Source organism: Aeromonas sp. Prich7-2 (assembly GCF_017939255.1).
Lineage (GTDB): Bacteria > Pseudomonadota > Gammaproteobacteria > Enterobacterales > Aeromonadaceae > Aeromonas > Aeromonas caviae.
The window spans coordinates 1-22030 of the sequence record NZ_JAGKRI010000220.1; the positions used below are offsets into that span (position 1 = coordinate 1).

Consider the following 22030-nt stretch of genomic DNA (forward strand, 5'->3'; position numbering starts at 1 on the left):
AAACTACCCGATGCACACGAGTGTGCTGGAAGGGGTGAACAACAAGATCAAAGTGATAAAGCGCATGGCATATGGATTTAGGGACTCAGAATACTTTTTTCTGAAAATCAAGGCGGCCTTCCCCGGAAAGCCGCGATGAACCTTTTTTTATGGGCACAAATGCTTAACAAAGCGGTGGTGGCGGCCTAACATGGCGGGATGTTTTTCTAGACGGGACAACAGGATATGTCTGGGTTGAAAAAGGATCTCGGGCTCTGGCAGGGGATGGGGCTGCTCGCCACCTCCCTGCTCGGTACCGGGATCTTCGTGGTACCGGCCACCGCCGCCTCGCTGGCGGGAGGGGCGTCGCTGTGGGCCTGGCTGCTGCTGATTGCCCTGGTGCTGCCCATCGCCTTTACCTTCGCCCGCCTTGGGCGGCGTTATCCCCACGCGGGGGGCGCCCCCCATCTGATTGGCCTCGCTTTTGGCAACGGCGCCGAGCGCTTCTCCGCTTTCCTGTTTCTGGCGGTGCTGCCGGTGGGCCTGCCTGCCGCCCTCACCATCGCCGCCGGTTTCTGGCACGCCCTGTTCGACATGGGGGAGTGGACCCTCTGGGGCATCCAGCTGCTTACCCTGCTCGGGGTCTTTCTGCTGGGGCTGCGGGGAGCGCGCTCCTCCGGCAATCTGCAACTGCTCATTGCCCTGGCTATCCTGGGGCTCACCCTGCTTATCTGGGTCAAGGGGGATCTCAGCTGGCGCGATGCCGCCCAGCCTCTGCCAACGGCGAGCGAGTGGCCCGCCATGGGCTCGGCGCTGGCGGTGATGTTCTGGTGTTTCGTGGGGCTCGAGGCCTTCGCTCACATGGGGGAGGAGTTCAAGCGGCCAGAGCGGGACTACCCCCTTGCCCTGCTGGGGGGCGTGCTGCTGGCGGGGCTCATCTACTGGGTTCACTCGCTGGTGGTGCTCAAATATGACCTCTACGGGGACGAGGCGACCAATGCCACCGCCATTCCGGCCCTGCTCTCCCTGCTGTTCGGCCCCACCGCCAAGTGGCTGGTGGCGGTGCTGGGCTATCTCTCCTGCTTCGCCAGCATCAACATCTACCTGCAAGGTTTTGCGCGCCTTATCTGGAGCATGGCGCGGGAGGGCAAACTGCCGGTCTCCCTCTCTCGCCTCTCGGCCCGGGGCGCTCCCCTGCATGCCCTTGCCTGGGTGCTCGCCATCTGTTTCGTCTCCATCACCCTGATCCTCTGGCTGCGTCTGCCCCTCGATGCGCTGATCCGCTACGCCAATGGCAACTTCGTGCTGGTCTATCTGCTCTGCATGGCGGCCGGCTGGCGCTTGCTGTCGGGGACCGGCAAGGGGCTGGCGGGCCTCAGCGTGCTGCTCTGCACCCTGGTGCTGCTGGCCCTCGCTACCCAGGTGCTCTATGCCGTCGTGCTGAGCTTGGGGTATGGCGGCTTCTCCCTGTGGCGGCGCAGACGCCGCCGCTCGGCGTCCGATGAGGGTGTCTGCGCCATCAAGTAACTCCCGAAAAAAAGCCCCGCAGTGCGGCAATGCTGTTCACTTAAGAGAATTTGAGTTCCAGTCTACGTAGTATCAGGACAAAAAATCGAGGGAGGCATGATGCCTCCCTCTTTCTATTGCAAGCCCCGCTGGATAAAGGCTGGAGGAAGATCGACTGGACACAGCCTTGCCCCCTCAACTCAAATCCAATTTATGAATAATCAGTCAAAAAAGTGCTTATCTGAACAGCATTGCCGCAGTGCGGGGCTTGTTGTTGCGGGTCACAGGCTGGCGGGCAGGTCGCTGCGCAAGATGGCGTAGTGGCGCAGGGAGATGAAGCCATCCCCCTTGCGCTCGCACTCACGCGCCGTGCCCTCGTAGTGAAAACCGGCCCGCTCCAGCAGGCGGGCGGAGGGGAGGTTGGGCTCCTCCACCACCGCCAGCAGCCGGTGCAGGTCGGTGGTGCGGTAAGTGAGCGGGAGCCAGAGTTGCAGCGCCGCGCTCATCACCCCCTTGCCCCAGTGTTCGGGATAGAGCCAGTAGCCCAGCTCGGCACACCGGTGAGTCGGGTCGGCATCGTTGTAGCCGATGGCCCCCAGCGGCTCGCCCGTGTGCCGGTCGCGAATGAGGTGCCAGGCGCCACGGCCGGTACGGGTCAGCTCGGCATACCAATCCATCTGTGCCCGGCATGCCGCCAGGCTGTCGTAGCTGACGCCGTAGTAGGCGACGACCCGGGGATCGGAGAGGCCGCGATAGATGTGAGGCAGGTCGGTGTCGGTGACGGGATCCAGCCTGATGTGGGGTGGTGCTGATGTCATGATGACTCCTTGCGGCCAGCCGTGGCTGGCCGCGTGTGTTGCGTCATAAGAGATGGATGAGCCGGGCTGGCGTCAGGCAAACCCGAGCCGCTCGGCAAGGCGCGCCAGCTCGTCACGCCACTGCTGCTGCAGGCGCGGGGTCTGGTGCCTGGGCTTGCGGGCCAGATCGGCGGCGAGCAGGGCATCGAGCTCATACCAGCGCGCCAGCAGCGCCTCTTCGTCATCCCCCGTGGCGGCCGCGGTCTGCGGGTCACCTGATCGAGCCGGGCTGCCCGCCTGCGGCAAGGGGGCATCGCCCAGCAGCTCGGCATAGGCCCGCTCGGCACTGTGGGCCTCCTGGATGCGCCCGTCCTGTATCAGCCAGAAGCGGTTGCAACTGCGCTCGATCAGCTCCCGGTCGTGGGAGACCAGCAGCACGCCCCCGGGGAAGGCCGCAATGGCGTCGGCCAGCTCCTCCTTGCCCGCCAGATCCAGGTGATTGGTGGGTTCGTCGAGCCAGAGCATGTGGTGGCTGCCGAGGGACAGGGCGAGGAACAGCAACCGTGCCCGCTCGCCCCCGCTCAGGGTGTGCACCTGCTGGCCGTGGCGGGCATAGGGGAAGCCCGCCCGGATCAGCGCCTGTCGCCGCGTCACCTCAGGCAGAGGGGCCAGGGGGTACAGCGCGTCGCTCAGGGTGGCGTCGTCAGCCAGCTGCTGCAGGGACTGATCGTAATAGGCGATGCTGGCGCCGGGGTGGCAGTACCAGCCCGCCTGCGGACTCTGCATGGTCAGTTCGCGCCAGCACTGGCGCAGCAGGGAGGACTTGCCGGTGCCGTTGGCACCGAGTAGGGCAACCCTGTCCCCCGCTCGCAGCCAGAGCCCCTCGGCACGCAGCAGCGGCGGCAGTGCCGGTGCCGGCGATACGTCGAGGGCCTCCAGTCGCAGCAGGGTGTCGGCAGGCAGGCTCACTCCGCGCAGCTCGAGCCGCCAGGGGGCCAGCGCCGCCACCTGGCTCTGCTCCTCCTGCAGGCGGGCGATGCGCTTTTCCATGGACTTGGCCTGGCGCACCAGCTTCTCGTTGTCATGCTCCCGCCCCCAGATGGCGAGGCGCTTGCTGCTGGCGCTCAGGCGGTCGATCTCCTTTTGCTCATCCGCCCGGCGCAGGCGGGCCTGCTCATCCTCGGCAGCCAGCGCCGCCCTGGCCTGGCTGCAGGGCAGGGCGAAGCGGTGCAACTGGCCATCTCGCAGGATCAGGGTCTGATCCGTAACGCGGTCCAGCAGGCGAGCGTCGTGGGAGACCAGCACGAAGGCGCCGCGCCAGCCCAGCAGAAACTGCTCGAGCCAGAGCAGGGCGGGCAAGTCCAGGTGGTTGCTGGGCTCATCGAGCAGCAGCAGGTTGGGTTGGCGCAGCAGGGCGTGGCCTATCTGCAGCCGGCTGTGCTGGCCACCGCTCAGCGCACTGACCGGCAACGTGGCCTGAGCCTCCAGCTGCAGATAGGCCAGCAACTTGTCCACCTGCCATTCGGCGGCGGGGTCGTTGCCCAGGGCATCCAGCAGCACGGCGCGGGTGCTGAGGGTGGAAAGCCCGGCGGGCAGTTGCTGGGCCACGAACTCGCAGCGGCAGGCGGCGGCCTGCACGACCCGGCCGGCCTGAGGCGTGCGCTCGCCCGCCAGCAGCGCGAGCAATGTGCTCTTGCCGCAGCCGTTGGCGCCAATCAGGCCGAGCCGGTCGCCTGCGCGAATGCCGAGTTCGAGATGGTCAAATAAGGGAAGGTGCCCCGCACTCATCTGCAGGGAATGGGTACTCATCAGGGTTGTCATGCTCTTGCTCTCTTAAATCGCGGGATGGGAAATCCCTGTCATCAGGAGCGCTGGCGACAACGGCAGAGTCGAGAAAGGTCTCGGTATGGAAGGGAGTCGGCTTTGCTCGAACCCGCTATCGCAGCGCGATGGTATGCAGGCAAGAGCACTTGAATGTGCCGAACAGGCGAGCCGAGAACATCGGACACGCTTGGATAACCATTTTTTACCTCCTTGTGTTTCGTTATGGCAGGGTGCGGCGATTATAGGCACAGAAAAAAACAGTCGTCCATCCGCCCTGTGGGGGGCCGTGGGCACCGCATCGGGAAGCGCGGGGTAAAAAACGCCCCGTGATACGGGGCGTGGGGGGTCAGTCGCGGGGGGTCTTGAGGGCCTCAATCACATCGTCACTGGGGGCCAGCCCCTCCACGTGGTTGAAGCTCTCCAGCCCCTCCTGGGGATTGATGGTGAGGGCGTCGGCGCTCAGGTAGCTGCCGCTGCCGACGCTCTCTACCACGACGATGACTTCAGGCTGCTTGTCGCCGTTGAGATCCAGCAACTTGATCTCCTTGATACTGCCATCGCGCGGCAGCACCTTGCCGTCGATGAACTGATCCAGCGGAAACTGGGGGTTGGCGCCGGAGTAGAGGCGCACGTCGTAGCTGCCGGTGGAGGCGGGCTCGCCGCGCCCTTCGCTGACGGTCACCACCTGGCCGGAGGGGAGCGTCAGCTGCTTGAAGAAGCCGTCCGCCGCCTGGCTGGCGAGGGGCAGGGTGAGCAGGCCGAGAGTAAGGAATAAGGCTTTCATGGAGAGGACCCTTGTTGCTGCTTGTGTGTCTGTGACGGGCAGGGGACGCTTCCCTGCCACGTCGGAAGCGGGCAGGGGGCCGCTGGTCGGCCGCCCCCTGCCCGGGTTGTCATCACCATATCTTGACCCGTTTGGCCGGGTCCAGATAGAGCTTGTCGCCGGGCTGGATCTTGAATGCCTCGTAGAAGGCGGGGATGTTCGGTACCACGCCGTTGACCCGGTATTCCGGCGGCGAGTGGGGATCCGAGGCGAGCAGCATCTGCATCAGCTCGGGGCGATACATGCCCTTCCACACCTGGGCCCAGCCGAGGAAGAAGCGCTGCTCGCCGGTAAAACCGTCCAGCACCGGGGCCTCCTTGCCATCCAGGGAGAGCAGGTAGGCCTTGTGGGCGATGGTGAGGCCGCCGAGATCGCCGATGTTCTCCCCCAGGGTAAACTGGCCGTTGACGTACTGGCCCTTGATGGGCTCGAAGCGGTTGTACTGGGCCACCAGCCGGCTGGTGCGGAAGCGAAACTCCTTGAGATCCGCCGGCGTCCACCAGTCGCGCATCACGCCGTCACCGTCGGATTTGGCCCCCTGATCATCAAAACCGTGGCCCATCTCGTGGCCGATCACCCCGCCGATGGCGCCGTAGTTGACCGCATCGTCCGCCGTCATGTCGAAGAAGGGGGGCTGCAAAATGGCGGCCGGGAAGACGATCTCGTTGTTGCTCGGGTTGTAGTAGGCGTTCACCGTCTGGGGTGACATGTGCCACTCGTCCCGATCGACCGGCTTGCCGAGGCGAGCCAGGTTGTCGGCGTATTCGAAGGCGCGGGCCCGCTGCATGTTGCCCACCAGATCGTCGGGGCGAATGGTGATGGCGCTGTAGTCCTTCCATTTGTCCGGGTAGCCGATCTTGGGTCTGAACTTGGCGAGCTTCTCGAGGGCCTGGGTCTTGGTGGCCGGGGACATCCAGTCCAGCTCCTGGATGCTCTGGCCGTAGGCGGTGCGCAGGTTCTCCACCAGCTGCTCCATACGGGCCTTGGCCGCTGGCGGGAAGTAGCGCTCGACATAGAGCTTGCCCACCGCCTCCCCCAGGTTGTTGTCCAGTACCCCGAGGGCCCGCTCCCAGGGGGCGCGCTGCTTGGGCGTGCCGCTCAGGGCGGTGCCGAAGAAGGCAAAATTCTGGGCATCGGTCTGGCTGTCGAGGTAGGGGGCGTAATCGGTGATGAGCTGCCACTTGAGGTAGGCCTGCCAGTCAGCGACCGGGGTCTGCTGCATCACCTCGTTCAGGGCCGAGAGATAGGTGGGCTGGCCGATGACCAGGCTCTGCTGCTCCGCAAGGCCGGCCTGGGCCAGGTAGGCGTCCCAGTCGATGGCGGGGGCGAGGCGCCCCAGCTCGCTCACCGGTCCCTTGTTGTAGTTCTTCTCTCTGTCCCGCAGGGCCACGTTGTCCCACTGGATCTGGGCGAGCCTGGTCTCGAGGGCCAGGATGCGTTTCGCCTTGGCCTGGGCATCCGTCTCACCGAAGCGGGTCAGCATGGCGGCGATGTGTTGCTCGTACTTGTGCAGCAGCGCCTGGCTGTTGGGGTCGCGCTTGAGGTAGTAGTCCCGATCCGGCAGGCCGAGGCCGGCCTGGTAGAGGTAGACGGCATAGCTGTCAGGGGCCTTGGCGTCGGCGTCTATCCAGAAACCGAAGGGGGAGCCGCCACCGGTGCGGGCGCTCTGGGCGAAGGCGCGGGCGAGATCCTGCGGCGTGCTGATCTGCTCTATCTCGCTCAGCATCGGCAGCAGGGGCGTGGTGCCCTTGGCGTTGCGGGCGGCCTGATCCAGATAGCTCTGGTAGAGGTCGTGGATCTGCTGGGCAGGGGTGCCGGCGGCGGCCTTGCCATCCAGCCCCTCCACCAGCACCCGCACGTCCGCCAGGGATTTGTCCCGTAGCAGGTAGAAGGCGCCGTCGGCGGGCCTGTCATCGGGGATCTTGGCAGTGGCGAGCCAGTGGCCGTTCACGTAGCGGAAGAAGTCGTCACCAGGCTTGACGCTGGTGTCCATGTTGGCCAGCGCAAGGCCGGAGTGTTTGTCCGGTTGGTTCGGTGCCTGACTGCAACCGGCCAGCAGGGCCAGCCCGACGAGGGTGGCCAGGATGTGTTTCTTGTTGTTCATTATGGTTTTATTCCAATTCGGGTTATATGGCTTCCTTGCCCACGCAGGGAGCGATTCACTCTAGCAGCCGGGTTAGCGCTTGATAAGCCCGACTCTGCTAAGATCGGCCTGGTCGTATTGGGGAAGCCTATGATTTCTCGTATTTATTCTCGTTTTTGTCAGACCCTGCCCGCGCCGGAAGGTTCCCGCGGTCTGCTGGTGGCTTTCAGCGGCGGGCTCGACTCCACCGTCTTGCTGGTGCTGGCGGCCCGTTTTGCCCGCGCCCACGGCCTCGCCCTGAACGCCCTGCACGTTCATCACGGCCTGAGCCCACATGCCGACGACTGGGTGGCTCACTGCGAAGGGGTGTGCCGGCAACTGGCGGTGCCCCTCATCGTGGAGCGGGTGCAGCTCTGTCGAGGCAACGGGGAGAGCATGGAGGCCCAGGCGCGGGCGGCGCGTTATGAGCGACTCGCCGCCCACCTGGGGGAAGGGGAGTGGCTGCTCACCGCTCACCATCAGGACGATCAGCTGGAGACCCTGCTGCTGGCGCTCAAGCGGGGTGCCGGTCTGCGCGGGCTGGCGGGCATGGTGGCGAGCCAGCCTTTTGCCGCAGGCCATCTGTTGCGCCCCTTGCTCGACATGAGCCGGGCCGAGCTGGCGGAAGCCGCGCAGTCACTTCCTTATGGCTGGGTTGAGGATGAGAGCAACGAGGACCCGAGCTATGACCGCAACTTCCTGCGCCAGCAGATCATCCCCCTGCTCAAGGACCGCTGGCCCGCCATGGCCCGGACGACGGCGCGCACCATGGCCCTGTGCGCCGAGCAGGAGGCGCTCATCAGCGAGCTGGCCGAGGCGGACTGGCAGGCGGTGGGTGAGGGAGAAGGGCTGCGCATTGACGGACTCCTCTCCCTCTCCCCCGTGCGGCGCAACAACCTGCTGCGCCACTGGATCCGCCGTCAGGGGGGAGAGATGCCCTCCCGCGAGCTGCTGGGCCTGCTGTGGCAGGAGGTGGCGCTGGCGCGCGATGACGCCAACCCCAGGCTGAGCCTGCAAGGGTTGGCGTGTCGCCGCTATCAGGGGCGCCTCTACCTGGTGGCGCCGGATCTCGCCCCCCGCGAGGAGGTGCTGCCCATCCGGATGGAAGAGACGCTCACCCTGCCGGACGGGCTCGGGCAGTTCAGGCTCTGGAGAACGGATGGCGAAGGGTTGCGGACACCGAGGGGGGACGAGCCGCTCTCGGTGCGTTTTCAGGTCGCCCCTGGCGTCATGCTGAAACCGGTGGGGCGGGTGGGCAGCCGGCGGCTCAAGAAGCTGCTGCAAGAGTACGGGGTGCCCTCCTGGCAGCGGGGGCGCATTCCCATCCTCTACTACGGTGAACAGGTGGCACTGGTGGCCGGGCTCTTTGTCTGCGACGGATTTCTGGCGCCAGAAGAGGGGGTGGCGTGGGAGTGGCGGCCCCCCGTCACCCCGGATGCAGATTGACATCGCAGAGTGACAGGGGGCCGGGAGGGGAAGGGTGATGCCCTATTCGGGCAGGCCGGAGCCCCCGGCTTTCTTGCGGGCGTAAAGATGAGTATCGGCCGTCTCGTAGAGGCGCTGCACATCCATGCCCGACTGCCAGCTGGCGGCTCCCAGGCTGCACCCCACCGAGAAGGCGCTGAGCTCCTTGTGGCTGTGGAGCACATGTTGCAACCGCAGCCAGACCGGGCGCCAGGCCTCGGGGTCCGCGGGTTGCAGCAGCAGGGCAAACTCGTCCCCGCCGAGGCGAAACGCCTGATCCGTCCCGCGAATGCACCCCTGCAGCAACTGGGCGAAGCGGCTTAGCACCAGGTCGCCCACCGGGTGGCCCCAGGTGTCATTGACCTGCTTGAATCTGTCGAGATCCAGCAGCACCAGCACCAGGCCGTGGGGTTCCCGGCTGTGTTGCTCCACCGCCCGGCCGATGGCCTCGTCGAAGTAGGCGCGATTGCCAAGCCCGGTCAGGTGGTCGAGCCGCACCTGCTGTTCCAGCCGATCCAGCCGCAGATAGAGGGGCAGGGGGAGACTGAACAGCTGATGATATTGCTCAAGCAACCGCCTCTGGCCGTCGCTCAGAGGGTGCTCCAGCTCGTAGTGCAACTGGCCGAGCAACTGCTCGTGTCGTCCCCGCAGCTCGAAGCGATAGGCATGCAGGGTCAGCCTGGCCTGGGGCGGGTGCGAGATGAGGGGATGGGGCTGGCCACAGTCGAACTGGAGCGAGTGGATCCGGACAATGTTTGCCACCCGCTCGGCAAAGATTGCCAGCAGGGCGTCAAGATCCCGTTGCCCCAGCAACTGCTCTATCTGCTGATAGCGGTCCTGCCCGGTCAAGGGCGCAAGCCGCTCCATCTGCTGTACCCACTGCTCTATGCCATGTCCGAAGCCGTTCAATGACGATGTGTTTTCCACGTTACAGCCCTTACACCTCTCCATTCATTGCGCAGGCTCCTGCAAGCCCTGTGCCTAAAATATGTCCGATGAAAAACAAGGGGGCTGGCTAGGCTTAACGGGATGAAACGGGAGGGGAAATTCCTGCCGCTGAGCGAGTGCCGTGCCATATGGGGAGCGGGTGCTGTGCTTGCAGGGAAGAGGGTGCCGGGCAGATGAAGGAGAGGGATGGGTGTACGCCGATGTGTTGATCCTGCTGATCTTCGCCGTTGTGCTGGTGGCCATTTTCCGGCGCCTCGGCCAGCCGGTGATCCTTGCCTATCTGTTTGCCGGCATGCTGCTCGGCCCCCACGGCGTGGCCATCGTCACGGGTCAGGCCATGATGCAGACCATAGGAGAGCTTGGCATCGTGTTCCTGATGTTCTCCCTCGGGCTCGAGTTCTCCCTGCCGCGTCTGCTCGCCATGCGCAAGCTGGTGTTGGGGGTCGGCAGCCTGCAGGTGCTGTTCACCTCACTGCTGTTTTTCGGGCTCGGCTGGTGGTGGGGGCTGAGCCTGGCCCAGGCGCTGGTGGTATCAGGCACCCTGGCGCTCTCCTCCACCGCCGTGGTGATCAAGCAGCTCGGCGAGCTCAAGCAGCTCCATACCCGGCGAGCCCAGCTCGGGGTGAGCGTGCTGCTGTTCCAGGATCTCGCCGTGGTGCCCCTGCTGGTGATGATCCCCATCCTGGCCCAGCCTGAGGTGCAGGGCAGCGCCCTGCTGGCGGAGGTCGCCTGGGCCTCCCTCAAGGGGTTGTTTGCGCTCTCCGTGCTGCTGGCAGTGGGGAAGTGGCTGCTGCCCATGCTGTTTTTCGAGGTGGCGCGCGCACGTTCAGACGAACTCTTCGTACTGAGTGCCCTGCTGGTGGCATTGCTGGCGGCCTACCTGACCCAGTGGATGGGGCTCTCCATGGCGCTCGGTGCCTTCCTGGCGGGCATGATGCTGGGGGAGTCCCACTATCGTCATCAGCTCGAGGTGGACATCAAGCCGTTTCGCGACGTGTTGATGGGGCTCTTCTTCATTACCATCGGCATGACCATGGACTGGGCGCTGGTGGCGGACGCCTGGTGGCAGGTGCTGGCCTGTGTGACGGGGCTCATCCTGTGCAAGTCGCTGCTCATATTGCTGGCGGGCCGCCTGATGGGGGAGCGCAAGCGCGACGCCATGGCCGCCGGCATCATGTTGAGCCAGGTCGGGGAGTTCGGTTTTGTGCTGCTGGCGCTGGCGAGTCATCACGGCTTGCTGGATCACCAGCTGGTCTCTCTGCTCATCGGCATCGGTGTCATCTCCATCGCCCTCACCCCCTGGCTGGTGTTGCGGGCGCTGGGACTTGCCCACTCCCTCACCGACAGTGCCCTGCTCTCTCGCGCCGAGGTGGCCCAGTCGGGCCTGAGCAAACACCAGCACGTCATCATCGCCGGGTTCGGACGCACCGGCCAAACCTGTGCCCGCTTTCTCAAGCTCGAAGAGATCCCCTTCCTGGCCCTGGATCTCGATCCCGAGCGGGTGAGCGAGGCCAAGCTGGCGGGGGAGCAGGTGGCGTTCGGCGATGCCAGTCGGCGCGACATCCTGCTGGCGGCCGGTCTGCTGCGGGCGCGGCTGGTGATCATCACCTTCGACGATCGCAAGCGGGTCGATGCCATGCTGACGCTGATCCGGGAGCTGGCGGGGGAGATCAAGGTGCTGGTGCGTACCCGGGATGACAGCTTCCTTGAACACTACAAGCAGGCCGGCGCCTTCGAGGTGATCCCCGAATCCCAGGAGGGAGCCCTGATGCTGGTCTCCCACCTGCTGCTCAACTGCGACATTCCCATCGGCCGGGTGATCCGGCGCATGGAGCACGAGCGCAGCAGCCAGTATCGCTTTCTGCACGGTTTCTACTGGGGCGGCAAGAGTGCGGGCAATCTGGAGACGGATCAACTGCTCGAGCGGCTGCATCCCGTGCTGCTGCACGACCAGGCCTGGGCGGTGGGACACAGGGTACGGGATCTCGCCCTGGGAGAGGTGCGCATCAAGGCGATTCATCGCGGGGAGCGCAGCCTGGATCCCAGGCGCGAGCTGGTGCTGGCGGTGGGAGATACCCTGGTGCTCTTCGGCACGGCCGTGGCCATGGAACAGGCCGAGCAGCGCCTGCTGGAGGGACGCTAGGATCTCCTTGCCATGGGAGAAGGCCCCTCAGGCCTCTTCGCGAAACTGCTCCTGCCTCCCGCTGCCCGGCAGGTCGAGGAAGGCCTCGATGCGCTGGCGGTGATCCAGCGCGTCCTGGTATCCCAGCTTGATGAGCCGCTGGCAATAGCCGGGGTCAAACATCAGGAAGCTGGCCAGGCTGCTGCTCTCTTCGCCGTTGACCCCGAGCACTCGCAACAGACGGCGCAGCTGGGTCGGCAACCGTGGGAGGTATTCGAGGGCGATGAGGTCGAGATCCTGGCTGGGGCGGACCACGCAGGTCTCCACCTGGCGCAGTTTCAGCCGACTGCGCTCCCGCGCCGGAATGAGGGAAAGGGTCTGGTTGATGCGCCCGAGCCGTTCCAGATCCGAATTGAGGGTGTCGGAGAAGACGGTGTTGAGCAGATGGCTCGCGATGTTGGAGCTGGTCAGGTGCCCCTGGCGGGGAGTCGGGTTCTCCCTGTGAGGGGAGTCCAGGGTCACCAGCAGGATCCGCTCCGCCCCCAGATGGATGGCGGGGCTGAGCGGACTCAGCTGGTGGATGGAACCATCCCCGTAGACGCGATCGCCGATGGGGGTGGCGGGAAAGACAAAGGGCAGCGCCGACGAAGCCAGCAGATGATCCGAGGTGAGCAGGGTTCGCAGGCCACGTCGTCTGGCGCGCTCCCAGGGCTGATGTTCGGCCCGCCCCTGGAAGAAGGTGGTGGAGAGGCCGTCATCGTAGTCGGAGGCCGTGATGGCGATGGCCTCCAGGCTGCCGTAGAGGATGTTGTCATCGATGCGGTGATAGTCGATGAGCTGATCCAGCAGACGGCGCAGGGGGGCGTTGTCGAACAGGTGGAAGGCACGGTTGCTCTGGGGGGTGATGAGGCCGGCCGAGCCCTGATAGAGGGTGCGCCACAGCAGCTGGCAGGGGTGGAAGTCGAAGATGTGGTGGGTCTCGAAACGTCGCCAGACCCACTCCAGCTTGCGCACCCCCAGATGGAAGCAGGAGGCGTAGCACGCCAGCGCCGTGATGTTGAGAGCCCCCGCCGAGGTGCCGCACAAAATGGGGAAGGGGATGCCGATGTTGCGGGGGTAGAGTTCGGCCACCGCCTTGAGTGCGCCGACCTGATAGGCGGCGCGGGCACCACCACCGGTCAGCAGAAGAGCAGTATTGGGTCTGGCCATGAGGGTGCGCCTTATCGTGATCGCCAGGGCGGGTTGCCACCGCGCAATTCAACTATAAGACGTTGTATACCGGATAAAATGGGCCGCACGCTCAATTTTTGCGGCCCGTTTCATTTTCAGTTTGCCAAGGGCGTCTGGCTCAGTTGATCGAAGGCGGCGAAGGCTGGAGGGCTTGCCAGAATACGGCCATGGCCGAGCCCCCGGGTGCTCACCAGTCGGGTTCTGCCATCCTGGGCCGCGCGTAGGGAGTCCCGGTGGGGGGCGAAGCGGTCTTCCTCGTCGTGAACGATGAGGGCGGCGCCGCTGCGCCGGGCGAGCCGGCCAAGGGGGTCAACCGTGCTGAGCGGGTGCTGGTATTTGTGTTCTATCTCCTTGACCACCGCATCGAACAGCCGGATGGAGTAGCCGGAGCGCGCCACCATGCCGTAGAGCTGGGGCACGTAGTCGAGCACCGGGGAGATGAGCAGCAGCGGCAACGCATCCATGGCAGGGTGACGGCTGCTGAGGGTGACGGCGCCCCCCATGCTGTGGGTGACGACGCCCTGGACGGGGCCGACCCGCTCGAGGATCTCGTCGAAAGCGCGCACGAAGCGGGGCAGGTGGCCCCTGTTCCCTTCACTCCGGCCGTGGGCGGGGTGATCGTAGGCGAGGGCCGTATAGCCCTGGGCGGCGATATGGCTCATCAGCGGATAGAACTGGCTGGCACTGCCTGACCAGCCGTGCATCAGCAGCCAGACCGGCCCCTGCCCGAGCCGGTAGCTCATCAGGGTCCCTTCACTGGTGTGGATGGCCTGCTCGACCAGGCCGGCCGGGGCTGCGACGTCCCGGGTCGCCCGCTGCGGGGTGAGCAGCAGCTTGCTGGCGGTGCGCTTGGCGTGGGTGGGCGCGAGCACGTGATGCAGGCGGGTGCCGAGGCCCAGCAGCAACTTGCTCGGGCTGAAGCGGCGTGTGTTGAAATAGATCTTGCTGCTCATGGTCATCCTGTGTCTTTTGTGTGCGAACGGTCGTGCTTTTTTGCGGGTTTTTAAAAAGAAGAGCCCGTCGGGTCAGCGCCAGCTGGCCAGCAATTGTTCCACCTCGGGCCAGAAGTGGCGGGCCGGATCCTCGCTGAGCCCCAGGGCATGGAACACCTGATCCCCGAGATAGAGGCCATAGAGACGATAGACGGCGCGCCAGGGATCGAGATCGCTGCGCCACTCCCCTCTGGTCTGCCCCTGCACTACCTGGCGTGCCAGGTAGTCGAGCCAGAAACGGACCAGCTCGCGTGCCGCCTGCTGGACCTCACCCTCCTGGGCGGAGGTCCAGGCATCGAGGAACATGCAGCGGCCGGCAAAACTCTGGTTCCAGGCCAGCCAGGCCTGCAACAGGGCGAGCAGTTTCTCCTGCTGGGTGGCGTGCCCCTGTTGGCGCACCGGCTGGATCACCCGCTCACGAAATACCTCGGCGGAATAGGTGAGCACGGCGATTTGGAGGTTGTCGCGGGACTGGAAGTGGGCGAATAGACCGCTTTTTGACATCTCGCAGGCCGTTGCGAGGGAGCCTATGGTGAGGCTCTCCAGCCCCTGCTGGCTCGCCTGCTCGAATGCAGTCTGCAAAATGGTGTCGCGGGTCAGACGTCCCTTGCTCATCCGGCTCTCCTCTCTCTGGGCTGGCAGCATAAAGTACGACCGTGCTAATTGTCGAGCCGCAAATGGTGCAGGGAGGCCGTTTCCGGCTGCCGCGGGGTGCCAGAGAGTCTGTTGGAGGGGGGCTGGCTCGATACAAGCCAGCCGGGGACGAGCTCAGTCGTCCTTGATGCCCATTTGCTGCAGGGCGATGACTGCCTGGGTGCGGTGCTTGACCCCAAGTTTGCGGAAGGCGGAGTGATATGGGCTCTGATGGTGACAAGGTGCTCAACTGTCCTTGATATCCATCTGCTGGAGGGCGATGACCGCCTGGGTGCGGTGCTTGACCCCGAGTTTGCGGAAGGCGGAGTGATATGGGCTCTGATGGTGGCAAGGGGCTCAACTGTCCTTGATATCCATCTGCTGGAGGGCGATGACCGCCTGGGTGCGGTTCTTGACCCCGAGTTTGCGGAAAATCGCGGTGATATGGGCCTTGATGGTCGCCTCGGAGACGTTGAGCTCCCAGGCGATCTGTTTGTTGAGGCTGCCATCCCGCAACATGATGAGCACCTTGTATTGCTGGGGGGTGAGGCTGGCCAGCTTGGTGGCGAAATCGGGCCCTTCGCCGGGCTCGGGATGGAGGGAGATGCCTTCCGGCACCCAGTTGTCCCCCCCGATCACCGTATTGAGGGCGCTGACCAGCTCTTTCATGGGGACGGACTTGGGAATGAAGCCGAGCGCGCCCAGGCGCAGCACCTGCTGGATGATGGCGGGATCCTCGGAGGCCGAGACCACGACGATGGGGAGATCCGGGTGATGTCCGCGCAGATAGGCCAGCCCCTCGAAGCCGTTGGCCCCCGGCATCTTGAGATCCAGCAGCAGCAGGTCGACGTCGGGATGTTCGTCGAGCAGGTGGCTCAGGCTGTCGATGGAGTCAGCCTCCAGCAATCTGGCGTCGTCGATGGCCATGTGCACCGCTTGATAGAGGGCGCCCCGAAACAGGGGGTGGTCATCTGCGATGACGATGGTAAATTGGCTGTCCATAGCTCACATTGTTGCTAACTGATTGTTTTGAAAAATCAAACTAGCACTGCTACCCAAGTGGGTCAAACCCGCCAGTACGCAAATGTGAGGTGGTCATCGGATGTCGTGCCACGGGGCCGGCGGGATGGCCAGTAAACAACCCATGCAGGAGGCAATCGATGGGATCCCTGGTTTTGACGGTGGGCACGGGCTCCACCTGGGCAATGAGAACGGCGCTGGTGCTTGCCATGAGCGGGCTCAAGTGGCAGGAGCAGGTCTTCGATCTGGAAGATGCCAAGGAGCTGCAACGGCTCAAGCGCACGGCCCCCGCCGGCCTGGTGCCCTGGCTCGACGACGGTGAGCTGCGTATTCACGACTCTCTGGCCATCGCCGAATATATCCACGAGTGTTGCCCGGAGCGCCACCTTTATCCGGTGGACAAGGCCGAACGGGCCCTGGCCCGCAGCCTGTGCGCCGAGCTGCACGCCGGTTTTCGTCAGATCCGCACCCTGCTGCCCTTCTTCCTGGGGGCGCCCACCCAGAGTGAACCGCCGGTGGAGGTCATCGACGAGCTGGCCCGGTTGCAGACTCTCTGGTCCCAGGCGCGGGGGCCCTTCTATTTCGACGAGGCGAGCATTCTGGATGCCTTCTATGCGGTGATGGCCTATCGACTGGCAAGCTATGGCATTTCGCTGCCCGGTCAGGCTGGCGCCTATCAGCAGGCCTTGCTGGCCTGGCCCCTGTGGCAGGAAACCCTGCTCAGGGCGAGGTTGCAGTGGCCAAAGGCGGCCCGCCAGTCTGATTGATGCGGGCGTCGGCAAGACAAAAAAGGGGAGCCATCGGCTCCCCTTTTTATTCAGGCCAGGTCGCTATTTCTGCCGACCCGCGAAGACCACGACCACTTTGTCTTCTCCTTTCTCCCGCACGAAGCCATAGGGGACATCGGAAATCTTCTTGTGGCTGCCCGCCGCGATGGCAGGGTGGGCGGCACGGAACTGGCCGAGCCGTTGCCAGTGCTTGACCAGCTCCGCCTTCTCGCCACTCGCCAGCTCCTGCCAGTTCATGTCCGAGCGCACGCTCTGATCGAACACGCCGCCATCCTTGGCCAGTCCCCGGCCGGACTCGTCGCCATAGTAGATCTGGATGCCCCCCGGCAGCAGCATGAAGCTGTTGGCCACCCGCCGTTGCAGCGCCACGTCCTGATAGTCGCCGAAGAAGAGCTTGGTGTCGTGGGAGCTGATGTAGCTCAGCACGTTGAACTCGGGATCCTGGTTGATGCGGCTGGCATAGCTCGCATAGGTGGGCTCTGCCCCTGCCATGCACTGGGCCTGGGGCAGGGCGAATTCACGCTGGTAGTCGAAGTTGATCAGGGAATCGAAGCCGTGCTGGTACCAGAAGTCCTTGGCGACCCCGTGATCCCACACCTCGCCCACCATGTAGAAGGGAAGGTCATCGAGGGCCTTGCCCGGGTTGGCGGCCTTCCACTCCTTGAGCGCGTCGGTGCCCGCCTGCTTGAGCCTGGCCCAGACCGCGGGCTCCAGGTGTTTGACGGTGTCGGCACGGAAGCCGTCGATGCCGAAGCGGCGCACCCAGTCGGTGTGCCAAGCAATGAGGTAATCGCTCACGGTGGCGTTGGGCAGGGCCTTGGCCCTGGTGTCTTTTTTGGCAGCGAGCAGCGGTGGCAGCCCCACCGATCTGGTGGATTCGGTCAGGAAGTCCGGCAGTCCCGCCACCGAACCGGTGACGTCGTCGGTGCCGGGTTGCGGGTAGCCGGGCAGGCCGGCCCGCACCCAGTCAGGGCCCCACCACTTGTCCCAGTGGGATGACTGGTAGTCGATGAACTGGTTGTAGCCATGCCAGTTGAGGCCGCCGCTCGGGCGCCATTCGTTCCAGCGACTCGGCAGCTTGCCGGTGTTCTGGGTGAGATCGGTGAGCCCCAGATCCTGCAAGTCGGCGAGGGTGGCGTAGCCTGCGTGGTTCATCACCACGTCGAGGATGATCCGCATGCCGCGCTTGTGGGCCTCGTCCACCAGGGTTTTCAGGCTCTCTTCGTCGCCGTAGTTGGGATCTATCTTGGTGAAGTCGAGCGCCCAGTAGCCGTGGTAGGCGTAGAAGGGGAAGTTCCCCTGTTCGCCACCGCCGATGAAGCCGTGGACCTGTTCCACCATGGGGGTGATCCAGATGGCGTTGATGCCGAGTTGCTTGATGTAGTCGAGCTTCTCGGTCAGTCCCTTGAAGTCACCGCCATGCCAGGTGGCCACTTCGTCCTGACCATCCTTCTGACGACCGAAGCTGTGATCATTGGCGGGATCGCCGTTGTGGAAGCGGTCGGTCAGCAGAAAATAGACGCTCGCCTGATCCCAGCTGAAGGGAGCAGGCTTGGCGGCCTTGACCGGCTCGAGCAGCAGCAGGCCGCCGCTCTCCTTGCTCGGTGTCAGGGTGATCTTGCCGCCCTTGACCACGGCTTCCTGTCCCGAGTAGGCATCCCGCAACCGGGTGCCGTCGGGCCAGACTCCCTTGAGTGATGTCGTGACCGGGCCGCCATCCCAGCTGATGCAGGGCTCTTCCGGAGGCTGGCGTTTGAACTCGCTCTTTTTGGTTGCCCGCAACACCTTGAGGCTGGGGGTATCGGGGTTGAAGGTGAACTCGTAGTCCCCCGCCAGCATCACCCTCAGATTGAAGTCTGTCCCCTTGCTGCACTTGTCCATGGGCTGGGCGGTGCCGAAGGGAAGGGGCTTGGCCTCGGTTGGCCCGAAGCTGGTGCCGCAGCTGTTGCCCGCATCGCTGATGCGGATCTGGTGACTCCCCTTGTCCAGTCTGTGGGTCAGGGTGACGGTGCCCTTGTCCAGCGTCAGCGCCTCGGCCACCGGTTTGCCATCCACATGGAGATAGACCTCGGGGGCCGCCATCGCCTGACCGATGAACAGCGGTGTGGCGAGCACGGCCAGCCACAGGGGTGATGGGCGAAGAGCGGGGCGCGAAGAGAGACGCATAAGCCATTCCTTGAGCAGAGTGTGAGGAGCAGGGTCCGTTGAGGCACTCATTCTAGGGCGCGCTGGGGCAGGCTTGGACCGGTAAAATACCGATTTGTGACGTCAGTTCAAATGGTTACGTTTTCAAGAATGGAAAAGTGTGAACTGGGTGTCGCGGCCATGAAAAAAGCCGGTCAGTTGACCGGCTTGTAGGCATTCGGGGTGGCGTCACACGGTGAAGAACTTGAAGTTGACGAAGGCCACCGCAATGAAGGAGGCAACCATGCCGCTGATGCAGAGCACCGCAGGGCGGATGGCAGGCCAGCGATGGGCCAGCAGCACGATGGCCAGCAGGGTCGGATAGAGGCCGAACATGTAGCGGGGCATGGCGTTGAGGCCGGTCATCAGGGGGATGGTGCAGCAGATGAACATCAGGGTCGCTTCGGCCCAGCGTTTCTGGCTGAACAGGTAGCCATTCAGGCACCAGCCGAAGATCACCATGATGGAGAGATAGGCCTTGCGCCCCCCCAGCTCGAAGCCGCTCAGCCACCAGTCCAGGGGGCTGTCCATATAGCGGCCCCAGGCCACCTGGATGTGCTTGAAGGCCAGGGCATCCCCGGTGAGGTGATAGAGATAGACCATGTAGGAGAAGAGGCCGAGGGGAATGAGCCAGAGGGTGAACACCACCTTGAAGGCCCGCTCGGTGAAGCGGAAGAACTCGCGCCAGCCGTAGGCCTGCAGGGCCAGGATCAACACCGGGAATACCATCATCACCCCCAGGTTGCGGGTGGCGGAGATGAAGATGCCGAGGAAGGCGACCATAAGCCACTGTTCGCGGTAGGCGAACAGGAACATTCCCAGCATCAAGGCCATGAACATGGGCTCGGTATAGCCGGAGACGAAATAGGCGGAGAAGGGGGAGAAGGCCAGCAGCCAGACCCCGAAGCGGGCGGTGTCGTCCCCCAGCTTGAGCTGGCGCAGCACCAGCAGCATCAGGGGCAGGCTGATGAAGAAGGCGATGTTGGCCACCAGCATCAGACCGATGAGGCTCTCCATGTCAAACAGGCTGGAGAGACCGCCGGCCAGCATGGGATAGAGGGGCATGAAGGCCCAGTTCGCCGCATTGCCCTTGCTCAGCCAGCGTGGATAGAGGTCGTAGCCATTCTCGATGATGCGCTGGAACCAGACGCAGTCGAACTGGCAGTAGGCTTGCAGCGGCCCGATGTCGGTGGCGCCATAGAGCTGGACGCCGAAATAGCCCATGCCATAGAGCGCCACCCGGCTCAGTACGAAGGCGGCGACGATCATCAGCCAGTCGCGGCCGCTGATGCGCAGTGACGGGCGATAGGGGAGTGCAGCCCCGGTTGACGGGGCGGTATTGGTCATATCATTCATCAGGCAAAAACCCAGATACGGGAGAGAACGTAGGTGAGCACGGTGACGGTCAGGGTAGCGATCACCACCGGCAACAGGCCGGAGAGACCGGCAAACAGCAAACCGCTCAGGATGAGATTACGCACCGCCAGAGAGAAGAGGGCAACCAGCAGGAACTTGCTGGCGGCACCTTGTTTCTGGAAGGTGATGTAGCGATGGCCGAAGAACGAGAACCAGAACGCCACGGCAAAGGCCAGGGTCGTGACCAGGTGCTCGGAGATGGCCGGCCAGGTATGAAACAGGGCGATGGAGGTACCCAGATCGACGAGGGTGGCCCCCCCGCCGACAAAACCGAAGCGAACCAGCCGCCAGAATTCCTCGCGGGAGATCATTGAGACGCCTGCTCCTGCTGATCATCAGCGGCTTTCGCGGCGGCCTTCTTGCCAGCGCCCTTCTTGCTGGTGGTGGGCACTTCCTGCTTCTGCTCTTCATCCTGCTTGGCGTACTGGCCGTAGACCCCTTCGATGAGGTAGACGGGGCGCTGTTTCACCTCGACGAACATGCGGCCGATGTACTCGCCGATGATGCCCAGCGACAGCAGCTGGATGCCGCCGAGGAACAGCATGACCGACATCAGGGAGGCGTAACCGGGCACGTCGATACCGAAGAAGAGCACCTGGGTGATGATCTTGAGGATATAGAGGAAGGCGATGAAGGAGACACCGACCCCGATGTAGCTCCACACCCGCAGCGGCCAGCTGGAGAAGCTCATCAGGCCGTCAAGGGCGAAGTTCCACAGCTTCCAGTAGTTGAACTTGGTTTCGCCGGCATGGCGGGCCGGGCGCTCGTAGGGAACGCCGACGGCGCGAAAACCGGCCCAGGCGAACAGCCCCTTCATGAAGCGGTTGCGCTCCGGCAACTGCTTGATGGCCTCGACCACCTTGCGATCGATGAGGCGGAAGTCACCGGCGTTCTCCGGCAGCTTGGTGCTGGTGGAGAGGGCGTTGAAGAAGCGGTAGAAGCCACCGGCGGTCAGGCGTTTCATCGGGGTATCGGCGCTGCGATCCACCCGGATGCCGTAGACGGTGTCATAGTCGCCGGTCTGCCACAGCTTGACGAACTCCAGAATGAGAGAGGGGGGATCCTGCAGGTCCACGTCCATGGGGACGATGGCGTCGCCCTTGGCCTGGTGCAGGCCGGCGGTCATGGCCGCTTCCTTGCCGAAGTTGCGGGCCAGGTTGACCAGGGTCACACGGGGATCCCGGGCGATGGCCTGCTCGACCACCTCACGGGTGCGGTCACGGCTGCCATCGTTGACGAACACGATTTCAAGCTGGTCTTTGAGCGGGGCCAGTTCGGTATCTATCGCGCTGATGAAGGCGTCTATGCTCTCTTCCTCGTTGTAAACGGGAACGACCAGAGAGAGTCGAAAATCGGCACGGGACATGGGAACTTCCTTATTGAAAGAATTATTTTACGGAACAGATACTTGGGGCATTCCGCTTCACTGAGCCACGGTCAGTCGCACGGACTGGACGTTGAGCGGTGTCGGGGCGGAGAGCGCCAGGAAGTTGGGACGCTTGGGATCGGCGGTCAGGGAGTCGCCCGGCAGGCTGAGGCGGATCTCGTTGATGCCCGCCTTGGCCAGCTTGACCGTGGTGGTGAAATCATGACCCAGCGCCACCTTGAGCAGGGTGCCAGCCTGAGGGCTGTTGATCCTGGCCTGGATGGTGAGCTGCTCCGGCTGGGCCTGCTGCTTGGGCAGCACGAAATAGAGACCGCCCTGACCGCTCAGCTCGGTGCCTTGCTCGCTGGGCTTCTTGGCCCAGCCTTCGCTTGAGAGGAAGCGGCTCGGCTTGGTCAGGTTGAGTTCGTTGCCAGGCTGGAGGGTCATGCTGGAGTTGTGCTCCCAGAAACGGGTCTTGCCTTCCAGGTAATAGAGCTTGTAAGCCAGGCTCACGTTGGGGTGAGCGGCCAGATAGAGGGTATAAAGGTAGAAACCGCTCAGTGCCAGGATGGCAGCCAGAAAACCGAACTTTTTGTAGGTCATATTACTCACTCGACGCCCGACAGATTGATAGGCAGATTTCGCGCATATGCTAATCCAATTGCAAAAAAAGCATAGTGGATCACAAAAATATATTTGCTCACATATTAACCCTCAATCACCCTGCTTACCAAGGGGCTTTGGGGTCGTTTGCTTCCTCTTCTTGATTGTGGCTTTTTCGGCGCCAACCTGTCTGCCGCCACCTGGGGCGCATCA

The 22030-nt window shown here is 64.0% G+C and carries 19 protein-coding genes and 1 pseudogene; 5 read left to right on the forward strand and 15 right to left on the reverse strand.

The features are described from left to right. Together J9892_RS21050 and yjeH are read left to right on the forward strand one after the other, a co-directional pair. The coding region (locus J9892_RS21050) for a transposase (protein WP_210537942.1) at window positions 1-139 on the forward strand (139 nt) is incomplete at its 5' end. A gap of 86 nt (window positions 140-225) precedes the next feature. Further along, window positions 226-1506: an L-methionine/branched-chain amino acid transporter gene (gene yjeH / locus J9892_RS21055; RefSeq protein WP_041211297.1), complete on the forward strand. Its 1281-nt coding sequence runs from the start codon at window positions 226-228 to the stop codon at window positions 1504-1506. A gap of 260 nt (window positions 1507-1766) precedes the next feature. Here the strand turns inward: yjeH and J9892_RS21060 are convergent, their stop codons facing one another. The 4 genes from J9892_RS21060 to J9892_RS21075 form a co-directional block, all read right to left on the reverse strand. Next, entirely contained in the window at window positions 1767-2303 is a 537-nt protein-coding gene (locus J9892_RS21060) for a GNAT family N-acetyltransferase (protein ID WP_113069825.1), read from the reverse strand. A gap of 72 nt (window positions 2304-2375) precedes the next feature. Further along, window positions 2376-4103, reverse strand: coding sequence for an ABC-F family ATP-binding cassette domain-containing protein (locus J9892_RS21065; protein WP_171865023.1), 1728 nt, complete (start codon window positions 4101-4103; stop codon window positions 2376-2378). Window positions 4104-4452: 349 nt separating this feature from the next. Further along, entirely contained in the window at window positions 4453-4890 is a 438-nt protein-coding gene (locus J9892_RS21070) for a PliI family lysozyme inhibitor of I-type lysozyme (protein ID WP_200164400.1), read from the reverse strand. A 112-nt stretch (window positions 4891-5002) separates the two neighbouring features. Then, the gene (locus tag J9892_RS21075) at window positions 5003-7033 is read right to left on the reverse strand and encodes a M13 family metallopeptidase (RefSeq protein ID WP_210538896.1); all 2031 of its coding nucleotides are present in this window, start codon (window positions 7031-7033) and stop codon (window positions 5003-5005) included. A gap of 129 nt (window positions 7034-7162) precedes the next feature. On the opposite strand from J9892_RS21075, the gene tilS reads away from it, so the two are divergent. Continuing rightward, window positions 7163-8497, forward strand: coding sequence for a tRNA lysidine(34) synthetase TilS (tilS, locus tag J9892_RS21080; protein ID WP_113977723.1), 1335 nt, complete (start codon window positions 7163-7165; stop codon window positions 8495-8497). A gap of 42 nt (window positions 8498-8539) precedes the next feature. Here tilS and J9892_RS21085 read toward each other — a convergent pair whose 3' ends face one another. Next, window positions 8540-9466, reverse strand: coding sequence for a GGDEF domain-containing protein (locus J9892_RS21085; protein ID WP_039039444.1), 927 nt, complete (start codon window positions 9464-9466; stop codon window positions 8540-8542). 187 nt (window positions 9467-9653) lie between these two features. Between J9892_RS21085 and J9892_RS21090 the strand changes: the two genes are divergently transcribed. Continuing rightward, on the forward strand, window positions 9654-11606 hold the full coding sequence (locus J9892_RS21090) for a monovalent cation:proton antiporter family protein (protein ID WP_210538898.1): 1953 nt from the start codon (window positions 9654-9656) through the stop codon (window positions 11604-11606). Window positions 11607-11633: 27 nt separating this feature from the next. Here the strand turns inward: J9892_RS21090 and J9892_RS21095 are convergent, their stop codons facing one another. The 5 genes and pseudogenes from J9892_RS21095 to J9892_RS21110 all read right to left on the reverse strand — a co-directional run bounded on the left by J9892_RS21095 (window position 11634) and on the right by J9892_RS21110 (window position 15442). After that, window positions 11634-12794 carry a patatin-like phospholipase family protein gene (locus J9892_RS21095; RefSeq protein ID WP_201996187.1) on the reverse strand — a complete coding sequence of 387 codons (1161 nt, stop codon included), beginning with the start codon at window positions 12792-12794 and terminating at the stop codon, window positions 11634-11636. 116 nt (window positions 12795-12910) lie between these two features. Then, window positions 12911-13768 carry an alpha/beta fold hydrolase gene (locus tag J9892_RS21100; RefSeq protein WP_210538900.1) on the reverse strand — a complete coding sequence of 286 codons (858 nt, stop codon included), beginning with the start codon at window positions 13766-13768 and terminating at the stop codon, window positions 12911-12913. Between the two features lie 72 nt (window positions 13769-13840). After that, window positions 13841-14422 carry a helix-turn-helix domain-containing protein gene (locus tag J9892_RS21105; protein ID WP_048208163.1) on the reverse strand — a complete coding sequence of 194 codons (582 nt, stop codon included), beginning with the start codon at window positions 14420-14422 and terminating at the stop codon, window positions 13841-13843. Window positions 14423-14686: 264 nt separating this feature from the next. Continuing rightward, window positions 14687-14767 (reverse strand): annotated as a pseudogene (locus tag J9892_RS25225) (DNA-binding response regulator); the annotation flags it as partial. 30 nt (window positions 14768-14797) lie between these two features. Beyond that, the gene (locus J9892_RS21110) at window positions 14798-15442 is read right to left on the reverse strand and encodes a response regulator transcription factor (protein WP_041214700.1); all 645 of its coding nucleotides are present in this window, start codon (window positions 15440-15442) and stop codon (window positions 14798-14800) included. 158 nt (window positions 15443-15600) lie between these two features. Between J9892_RS21110 and J9892_RS21115 the strand changes: the two genes are divergently transcribed. Further along, window positions 15601-16227: a glutathione S-transferase gene (locus J9892_RS21115; protein ID WP_049636285.1), complete on the forward strand. Its 627-nt coding sequence runs from the start codon at window positions 15601-15603 to the stop codon at window positions 16225-16227. A 63-nt stretch (window positions 16228-16290) separates the two neighbouring features. Here the strand turns inward: J9892_RS21115 and J9892_RS21120 are convergent, their stop codons facing one another. From J9892_RS21120 to J9892_RS21140, 5 genes are all read right to left on the reverse strand, one after another. Beyond that, entirely contained in the window at window positions 16291-18414 is a 2124-nt protein-coding gene (locus tag J9892_RS21120; protein ID WP_052814339.1) for an alpha-amylase, read from the reverse strand. A 207-nt stretch (window positions 18415-18621) separates the two neighbouring features. Next, a complete protein-coding gene (locus J9892_RS21125; RefSeq protein ID WP_029313951.1) occupies window positions 18622-19788 on the reverse strand; it encodes a membrane protein in 1167 nt (388 codons plus the stop codon). Beyond that, window positions 19788-20159: a GtrA family protein gene (locus J9892_RS21130; RefSeq protein ID WP_010673439.1), complete on the reverse strand. Its 372-nt coding sequence runs from the start codon at window positions 20157-20159 to the stop codon at window positions 19788-19790. The genes J9892_RS21125 and J9892_RS21130 overlap by 1 nt, the downstream gene beginning before the upstream one ends. After that, the gene (locus J9892_RS21135) at window positions 20156-21214 is read right to left on the reverse strand and encodes a glycosyltransferase family 2 protein (RefSeq protein ID WP_041214702.1); all 1059 of its coding nucleotides are present in this window, start codon (window positions 21212-21214) and stop codon (window positions 20156-20158) included. The genes J9892_RS21130 and J9892_RS21135 overlap by 4 nt, the downstream gene beginning before the upstream one ends. A gap of 57 nt (window positions 21215-21271) precedes the next feature. Next, window positions 21272-21817, reverse strand: a complete 546-nt coding sequence (locus tag J9892_RS21140; protein ID WP_104454569.1) for a hypothetical protein — start codon at window positions 21815-21817, stop codon at window positions 21272-21274. Window positions 21818-22030 lie beyond the last annotated feature (213 nt).